The organism is Pseudomonas sp. GM49 (assembly GCF_000282355.1).
In the GTDB taxonomy this organism is placed as follows: Bacteria; Pseudomonadota; Gammaproteobacteria; order Pseudomonadales; family Pseudomonadaceae; genus Aquipseudomonas.
Genome location: NZ_AKJL01000021.1, coordinates 24,349 through 32,828, shown reverse-complemented (window position 1 = coordinate 32,828; position 8,480 = coordinate 24,349). Strand labels below are relative to the sequence as shown.

General features: G+C 62.0%; 6 protein-coding genes. 5 read left to right on the top strand and 1 reads right to left on the bottom strand.

Features of this window, described 5'->3' with window-relative positions; all coding sequences use genetic code 11:
* Positions 1-201: AraC family transcriptional regulator ligand-binding domain-containing protein (locus tag PMI29_RS27060; RefSeq protein ID WP_007993896.1), on the bottom strand; the 201-nt coding region annotated here is incomplete at its 3' end.
* A 355-nt stretch (positions 202-556) separates the two neighbouring features.
* Between PMI29_RS27060 and PMI29_RS27065 the strand changes: the two genes are divergently transcribed.
* The 5 genes from PMI29_RS27065 to PMI29_RS27085 all read left to right on the top strand — a co-directional run bounded on the left by PMI29_RS27065 (position 557) and on the right by PMI29_RS27085 (position 8,478).
* Positions 557-1,123 (top strand): RBBP9/YdeN family alpha/beta hydrolase, encoded by a 567-nt coding sequence (locus PMI29_RS27065; RefSeq protein WP_007993895.1) that lies wholly within the window; start codon positions 557-559, stop codon positions 1,121-1,123.
* A gap of 124 nt (positions 1,124-1,247) precedes the next feature.
* Positions 1,248-3,251 (top strand): DUF1302 domain-containing protein, encoded by a 2,004-nt coding sequence (locus PMI29_RS27070; protein WP_007993893.1) that lies wholly within the window; start codon positions 1,248-1,250, stop codon positions 3,249-3,251.
* A gap of 41 nt (positions 3,252-3,292) precedes the next feature.
* Positions 3,293-4,651: a DUF1329 domain-containing protein gene (locus PMI29_RS27075; RefSeq protein WP_007993891.1), complete on the top strand. Its 1,359-nt coding sequence runs from the start codon at positions 3,293-3,295 to the stop codon at positions 4,649-4,651.
* 199 nt (positions 4,652-4,850) lie between these two features.
* On the top strand, positions 4,851-5,942 hold the full coding sequence (locus PMI29_RS27080) for a WD40/YVTN/BNR-like repeat-containing protein (protein ID WP_007993889.1): 1,092 nt from the start codon (positions 4,851-4,853) through the stop codon (positions 5,940-5,942).
* A 16-nt stretch (positions 5,943-5,958) separates the two neighbouring features.
* Entirely contained in the window at positions 5,959-8,478 is a 2,520-nt protein-coding gene (locus PMI29_RS27085; protein ID WP_007993887.1) for an efflux RND transporter permease subunit, read from the top strand.
* The last annotated feature ends 2 nt before the right edge of the window (positions 8,479-8,480 follow it).

Below are 8,480 nucleotides of genomic sequence, written 5' to 3'. Positions count from 1 at the left end.
GCCGAAGGTCTGCCAGCCGCTGGCGGCGGCGGAGTCTTCCAGCAGGCGTACGGCGGCATCGATGGGGATGCGGTGTTCAGGGGCCTGCAATTGGGCTTTGCTCAGACCGACGGCTGCCATGACATCGCGCGGGTTGAAACCCAGGTACTGGGTGACCTCCAGGTAGTTGGTCAAGACGGCGGCGCGAACAAGCTTGGTCATGCGAGGGGCTTCCCTGTGCCGATGGCGATTGGCGTGAGCGTGGCGACTATATCCAGCGTATCAACAGTTGAACAGTTGTCATGTCGTTGATGGTTTTCATGTTGTCCGGTCGCGAATCAACGGTGTTGTTTGAAGCAATCGTCCCTGATCCGTTGATTACAGTGACCCTGCGCCAACCTGCGGGGTTTTTCGACCAGTGGTCGAGCTGTCCGGATGTCCGACAATTTGTCATCAAAAGAAAAGTGCCTGACGTCCAATGTAAAGCGCTTCGGGTGGGCGCTCTTTAATGTCGACCCTACAAAAAGCCCCTGGCGCAAACAGCCAGTCGAGTTATCGAGAAAGCGAAGGTGTTGACGTGGACAAATTGCAAACTGCCGCCACCGTTCTGATCGTCCCGGGTCTGCGCGAGCACGTGGCCGAACATTGGCAAACGTTGCTGCAAGCCAGGCTGGGCAAAGTGCGCAGCGTCCCGCCACTGGAAACCGACAAACTCGACTGCATGGCCCGTGTCCGGGCAATCCAGCACGAACTCGAGCAGATCGACGGCCCCGTGATTCTGGTGGCCCACAGTGCCGGCGTACTGATGGTCGCGCATTGGGCGGCGCATTACAGTCGTCCGGTCAAGGGCGCTTTGCTGGCCGCGCCACCGGACCTCGATGCGGTCTGGCCGCCCAACTATCCTTCTTCCGAAACCCTGCGTAGCCAGGGCTGGAATCCTCTGCCCCAAGGCCCGCTGCCGTTCCGCAGCATCGTGGCCGGCAGCACCAACGATCACCTTGCCACGCTGCCTGCGGTCACCCGCATGGCAGAAGGCTGGGGCGCCGAATTGCTCAATCTGGGCGATGTCGGCCACCTCAATCCGGCCGCAGGATTTGGCCACTGGCAGCAAGCCGAAGCACTCATCCTGGAGCTGGACCGCTAGTACAAGGAGCTGGACTGGCAGTACGCCAACCGGCATTTGCCCTCATTCCTTAAACGCAAACCCATCTATGTTTGCGTGAGGGCGGCTGCGCTTAAAACAAATACAAAAAGGCGGAGACAACGCAATGCACAACAATAAGAGTCACGGTTTCACCGTAGCGCGCTACACCTTGTTGGCCTCGGCCATTCTGGCCGTCATCGCGCCGGCGGCCCATGGGGTCGAGCTCGATTTGGGCAACCCGGACTGGACCGCGCGCCTGGATAACACCGTGAAGTACAACTACGGCGTGCGCACCGAAAGCGCTGACAAGCGCATGTTGGGAACGCCGAACAACAACGACGGCGACTACAACTTCCGCAAGTCCGGCACCAACATCACCAACCGTGTCGACCTGTTGACCGAAATGGATGTGGTCTACAAGAACACCATGGGCTTTCGCGTCAGCGCCGCCAGCTGGTACGACAAGGCCTACGACAACACCGGTTCCAACTCCAATCCGTTCGTCAACGGCAATGGATCGACGTCGGGCCTGATCGCCAACGACCCGCGCCTGGCAGCGGTCACCCATGACAACGTCGGCAATGGCAGCCCGCACCTGAGCAACTATGCCCAGCGCTACTACAGCGGTCCTTCGGGCGAAATCCTCGATGCCTTCGTGTTCTACAGCACCGAAGTGGGCGAGGAGTCGATGTTCAGCGCCAAGGCCGGTCAGCACAACGTGTTTTGGGGCGAGACCATTCTCAACCCGGTGCACTCGGTCAGCTACGGCCAGTCCGGCCTCGACCTGGCCAAGCTTGCCGCGTCGCCGGGCACCGAAGCCAAGGAGCTGTTCGTCCCGCGCAATCAACTGTCGATGACGTTCACCGTCAATCCGGAATTGACCGTGGGTGCCCAGTACTTCCTCGATTGGGACGCCGCGCGTCTGCCCGAAGCCGGTACTTACTACGGTGGTTCGGATCTGATCGGCTATGGTGCGCAGTCGTTCCTGCTCGGCAACACCAACGCCAAGGTGCCTGGCAGCCCGCTGGGTTGTGGCCTGGCGCCGTGCAACGCGTTGACCAACGTGCGTCGCGGTCATGACCTGACACCGGGCAGCAGCGGCGACTGGGGCATCATGGCCAAGTGGTCGCCGGCCTGGCTGGATGGCACCCTCGGCGTCTACTACCGCGAGACTTCGGAAATCCTGCCGCAAGCCTGGCTGGATGCCAGGGGCATTACCTCGGCCAACCCCAACGGCACCCGGCCGGCAGGGCAAGTGCCAGCGGTGGTCAACACCCTCAATTCGCTGGACACCGCCACCTATCAACTGGCGTATGCCGACAACATCAAGATCTTTGGCCTGAGCCTGTCCAAGGACGTGGGCGGGATCAGCGTCGGTTCGGACCTGAACATTCGTCACAACATGCCGCTGGCCAGTATCCCGGCGATTGTCAGCACTACCAGCCCGCTGGGCCTGGGCAAAGGCCTCGGCCTGTTGCCGGCGCGTACGGATGCTACGGGCGTGATCTACGACACCCCGAGCCGCGGCGACAGCATGAGCGCCACCGGCGACACCTTGCACTGGACGCTCAACGGCCTGATGACCCTGCCGAAAACGCCAGTGTTCGATCAGGCAACTGTGCTTGCCGAGCTGTACTACAGCAACCTGCTCAAGCTCGATAGCAAGAACGAAGCGCTCTACAAGGGCAAGGACAGCTATCGCGGCATCGACGCGCCGACCCGGGACAACTGGGGCATCGCGGTCAACTTCACACCGACCTGGTACCAGGTGTTCCCCGGTGTCGACCTCAACGCGCCGATGTCGGTCAACGTGGGTCTCGCCGGTGTGTCGCCGGTCTCCGGTGGCGGGGCCAAGGACACCGGCAACTATGCCGTGGGCGTCGGTGCCGTTGTGTACAACAAATACTTTGTCGACCTGAAGTACGTGGACTCCTTCGGCAAAACCGAAAAATGCAACGTCAGCGGTGTGAGTACCGGCCCGAACGGTGGTGACGGCTCTACCCCGAACGCCTTCAGCGGCAACGAAAACTACGCCTGTTTCGCCGGTGGCTACTCGTCCTTCTCCGGAGGTGGTGCCACGACTGAGGACCGTGGCGCCGTGTACCTGACGATGAAAACAACCTTTTGATTCACCACTGATTTGCTCAATGCAAGCAGGAGAATAACAAGATGAAATTCGCACAAACCGTGTTGGCTGCTTCGCTGGCCATGGTCCTTGCCGCCCAGGCACAGGCCGCTGTTTCAACCCAGGAAGCTGCCAAGCTAGGCACTAGCCTGACCATGGTGGGCGCTGAAAAAGCCGGGAACGCTGATGGTTCCATCCCTGCCTACAACGGTGGCTTGACTACGCCGCCGGCCAGTTTCAAATCCGGTGACAGCATGCGCCCGGATCCGTTTGCCAGCGAAAAACCGCTGCTGGTGATCGACGGCAAGAACGTCGACCAATACAAGGGCCTGCTCACGGCGACCACAGTAGAATTGGCCAAGCGTTTCCCGACGTTCCATGTCGACGTGTTCCCGACGCACCGTACCGTTTCGCTGCCCCAGGCCATTCTGGATAACGGCGTTAAGAACGCCAGCGGCGCCAAGTCCCTCGAAGGTGGCCTGGCCATCGACAACGTCCTGCCGGGCGTGCCGTTCCCGATTCCACAATCGGGCAACGAAGCGATGTGGAACTTCCTGTTGCGCTACCAGGGCGTGAGCATCAGCTCCAAGTACGACTCGTGGAACGTCGACTCCGCCGGTGTACCAAGCCTGGCGACCACCGGGCAAGCGAACATCTCCTACCCGATCTACGAAAACCTCTCGCAGCCGATCAGCAGCGCCGATGTGTACTACCAGATGAAGCTGTCGTACACCGGCCCTGCACGCCGGGCCGGCGAGGCGGTGATGCTCAAGGACGCTGCCAACCCGCTGCAGCAGCCACGTCGCGCCTGGCAATACCTGCCGGGTCAGCGTCGAGTGAAACTGGCACCGAACCTGGCCTACGACACGCCTAACCCTGGTACCGCGGGTGCGGGCACCTACGACGACGTATTCGTGTTCAACGGTGCGCTGGATCGCTATGACTGGAAGCTGGTGGGCAAGCAGGAAATGATCGTGCCCTACAACACCTACAAGCTGACCTACGTCCAGGATCCGAAGTCGCTGACCACCGCCAACCACCTTGCGCCGGACTTCGTGCGCTGGGAAAAACACCGCGTCTGGGTCGTCGAAGGCAACCTCAAGGCCGGCGCGCGTCACATCTACGCCAAGCGCCGCTTCTACCTCGACGAAGACAGCTGGACCGCTCTGGCCTCGGATCAATATGACGCCCGTGGTCAGCTCTATCGCGGCTCCTTCGCTTTCCTCAGCCAGAGCTATGACAAGCAGGTGCCGGATTCGACGCCCTTCATGATCTACGACCTGGTCGGTGGTTCGTACAACATCAACGGTGTGGTCGGCCCGTACGGCGGCATCAAGTACATCGAGCCGCTCTCCAAGGCGCAGTGGTCGTCGGAATCCCTGGCAGGCGCCGGCATTCGCTAAGCCAACCGCAAGCAAACGGTCGCACTATCCACTGTAGGAGCGAGCTTGCTCGCGATGGACCAGAGGGCGACGCGGGCATCCAGACAGCACGCGTAATCGTTCACGACCATCGCGAGCAAGCTCGCTCCTACAGCGGCATGACCTGCACGTCAGGCACACGCAAGTGTGCCTCGACGCGGTTTTCCGAAGAGGACGCAGCATGTGTTCGTATAAAAATAATATTTTGCGGCTGGCGTTGGGCGTCGTGCTCGGCCTGTCGCAGGGCGTCACTCACGCGGCCGAATACGTCGACGTGCTGGACCTGCCCGCCAGGGTCAGCGCCTTGGCGATCAACAGCCCGTTGTCCGGCATGGCCCGCGCCGGTGAGCGCGTGATTGCCGTCGGCCAGCGTGGCCATATTCTGTTTTCCGATGATGCGGGCAAGCATTGGCAGCAGGCCGTCGTGCCGGTCAGTGCCGATCTCACCGCAGTGAATTTTCCGACCGCCACCCAGGGCTGGGCGGTGGGCAATGACGGCGTGGTGTTGCACAGCAGCGACGCCGGCGCGACCTGGAAGAAGCAACTCGACGGTCGCCAGATCGGCGAATTGCTGATCAAGCATTACTCGGCGCTGGCCAAGGCCGAGCCGGGCAACGAGCAATGGCCCCAGTTGGCTACGGAAGGCCAACGACTACTGGATCAAGGCGCGGACAAACCGCTGCTCGACGTCTGGTTCGCCAACGACAAAACCGGCTATGTGGTCGGCGTGTTCAACCTGATCCTGCGCACCGAAGACGGCGGCCAGAGCTGGACCCCGTTCCAGGATCGCACCGACAACCCGCAGAGCTTGCACCTCAACGCAATCGCCTCCACCGGCGACGCGTTGTACATCGCCGGCGAGCAGGGTCTGTTGCTCAAATGGGACGACAGCGCCCAACGCTTCAATGCCGTGCCGACGCCTTATCAAGGCAGCTTCTTCGGCGTGCTCGGCAAGCCCGGTGAGGTGCTGGTCTACGGCCTGCGCGGCAACGTGCTGCGCAGCACCGACGGCGGCCAGAGCTGGAGCGCACTGGAAACCGGCCTGCACGTCAGCATCACCGCGGGCCTGATCGATGCCCGTGGCAACTACCGCTTGTTCACCCAGGGCGGGCAGATGCTGGTCAGCCAAGGGACGGGCGCGCAGCTGCATCTGGTGCAGCAACCGGCACCGACTCCGGTCGCCGGCGCCACCCAGTCTGCCGACGGCGCCCTGGTGCTGGCGGGCAGCCGTGGTGCCCGGACGCTGTCCGCCGATCCAGCCCTCGAACCCTAAGAGCGAGAACCCAGACATGGGCAATATCAAACAAGACGCCATGCCGGTGATCCGCGATGTGCGTGATTTCGACCAGCGATCCGGCAACCTCCTCGAACGGCTGGTGTTCAACTTCCGCCCGTTGTTCATGCTGTTGATGGCGCTGGCCACGGTGGTGCTGGGCTACATGGCGGTGACTCGTCTGGAGTTGCGCCCCAGCTTCGAAAAAATGATTCCGCAGAGCCAGCCGTACATCCAGAACTTCCTGGAAAACCGCCAGTCGTTGCGCGGTCTGGGCAACTCGGTGCGGGTGGTGGTGGAGAACACCCAGGGCGATATTTTCGATCCCGAATACCTCGACGTACTCAAGCAGGTCAACGACCAGTTGTTCCTCACCGAAGGCGTCGACCGCGCGTGGATGAAGTCCCTGTGGAGCCCGGCGGTACGCTGGACCGAAGTCACCGAGGACGGTTTCCAGGGTGGCCCGGTGATGCCCGATACCTATTCAGGGCAGCCTGAACAGATCGAACAGCTGCGCCAGAACATTTCCCGCGCCGGCATTGTCGGCAGCCTGGTGGCCAGCGACTTCAAGTCGACCATGCTGATCGTGCCGCTGCTGGACAAAGCCGCGGCCGGTGGCCAGCGCATCAACTACCACGCCTTCTCGCAGATGCTCGAAGAGCAGTTGCGCGACAAGATCGAATACGCCGGCGACAGCGCTGCGCGTAAATCCGGGGTAGAAGGCACCGGCCATTACAAGGTGCGGGTGATCGGCTTCGCCAAACTCATGGGCGACCTGATCGACGGCCTGATCCAGGTGATGATGTTTTTCGGCCTGGCGGTGGTTACTTCGCTGGCCATCATCTACGCCTATACCCGTTGCGTGCGCAGCACTCTGCTGGTGGTCGGCTGCTCGCTGATTGCGGTGGTCTGGCAACTGGGCATCGTCGCCTGGCTCGGTTACGCCATCGATCCATACTCGGTGCTGGTGCCGTTTTTGATCTTCGCCATCGGCGTGTCCCACGCCGCCCAGAAGATGAACGGCATCATGCAGGACATCGCCCGTGGCACCCACAAGCTGATCGCCGCGCGCTACACGTTCCGTCGTCTGTTCATTGCCGGGGTCACCGCGTTGCTGGCCGATGCCGTGGGCTTTGCGGTGCTGATGCTGATCGACATTCCGGTGATCCAGGACCTGGCGATCACCGCCAGCATCGGCGTCGCGGTGCTGATCTTCACCTCGCTGTTGCTGATGCCGGTGGCGCTGTCCTATGTCGGCGTTGGCGCCAAGGCCGCCGAGCGCGCGTTGAAAATCGACACCCGTGCCGAAAAGCATAAAGGCTTCGGCAAACTCTGGGATCTGCTCGATCGCTTCACCACCGCAAAGTGGGCTACGGGCGCCGTTTTGGTCGCCGTATTGATGGGCATTGGCGGTTACGTGGTCAGCCTCAACCTGAAGATCGGCGACCTGGAAAGCGGGGCGCCGGAGTTGCGCGCCGACTCGCGCTACAACCGCGACAACGCCTACATCACCCAGCATTACGCGCTGTCCAGCGACCTGTTCGCGGTGATGATCAAGACCGCGCCGGAAGGCTGCCTGAACTACAAGACCCTGGTGCTCGCCGACCGTCTGGCCTGGGAGCTGCAACAGAATCCAGGCGTGCAGGCCACGGCTTCGCTGGTCAACGCGGTACGCCAGATCACCGCCGGCACCTACGAAGGCAACCCCAAGCTCAACAGCATCCAGCGCAACCAGGACGTGCTCAACTACGCCGCGCAGCAAGCCTCGGTCAACTCCCCGGAGCTGTTCAACACCGAGTGCTCGCTGATGCCGGTGATCGCTTTCCTCAAGGATCACAAGGCCGAAACCCTTGATGCCGTGGTGGCGATTGCTGACAAGTTCGCCAAAGAAAACAGCAGCGACGATCGCCAGTTCCTGCTCGCCGCCGGCAGCGCCGGTATCGAGGCGGCGACCAACATCGTGGTGCGCGAAGCCAATCACACCATGCTGCTGTACGTGTACGCGGCGGTGACGCTGTTCTGCCTGATCACCTTCCGCAGCTGGCGGGCCACGCTGGTGGCGCTGTTGCCGCTGGTGCTGACCTCGATCCTCTGCGAAGCCTTGATGGTGGGCATGGGCATCGGCGTGAAAGTCGCGACCCTGCCGGTGATCGCCCTAGGTGTGGGCATCGGCGTGGACTACGCCCTGTACCTGCTCAGCGTGCAACTGCACTTCCAGCGCCAGGGCCTGCCGCTGTCCCAGGCCTACCGCAACGCCGTCTCGTTTACCGGCCGGGTGGTCGGGCTGGTGGGCATCACCCTCGCCGCCGGCGTGGTGTGCTGGGTCTGGTCGCCGATCAAGTTCCAGGCCGACATGGGCATCCTGCTGACCTTCATGTTCCTGTGGAACATGCTCGGCGCGCTGATCCTGATTCCGGCCCTGTCGTATTTCCTGCTGCGCGAACGGGCTCCTCAGCCGGGTTCTGTTACCGCAACCGAGAACACTGAATCCACTGAACGTCCGGGCATGCCCCATGCCCTGACCACTTCCGAGTAAGC

What these genes read in the sequence shown, in the direction of transcription:
- PMI29_RS27070 (WP_007993893.1), top strand. Translation starts at nt 1,248, where the DNA reads ATGCACAACAATAAGAGTCACGGTTTCACCGTAGCGCGCTACACCTTG.
- PMI29_RS27075 (WP_007993891.1), top strand. Translation starts at nt 3,293, where the DNA reads ATGAAATTCGCACAAACCGTGTTGGCTGCTTCGCTGGCCATGGTCCTT.
- PMI29_RS27080 (WP_007993889.1), top strand. Translation starts at nt 4,851, where the DNA reads ATGTGTTCGTATAAAAATAATATTTTGCGGCTGGCGTTGGGCGTCGTG.
- PMI29_RS27085 (WP_007993887.1), top strand. Translation starts at nt 5,959, where the DNA reads ATGGGCAATATCAAACAAGACGCCATGCCGGTGATCCGCGATGTGCGT.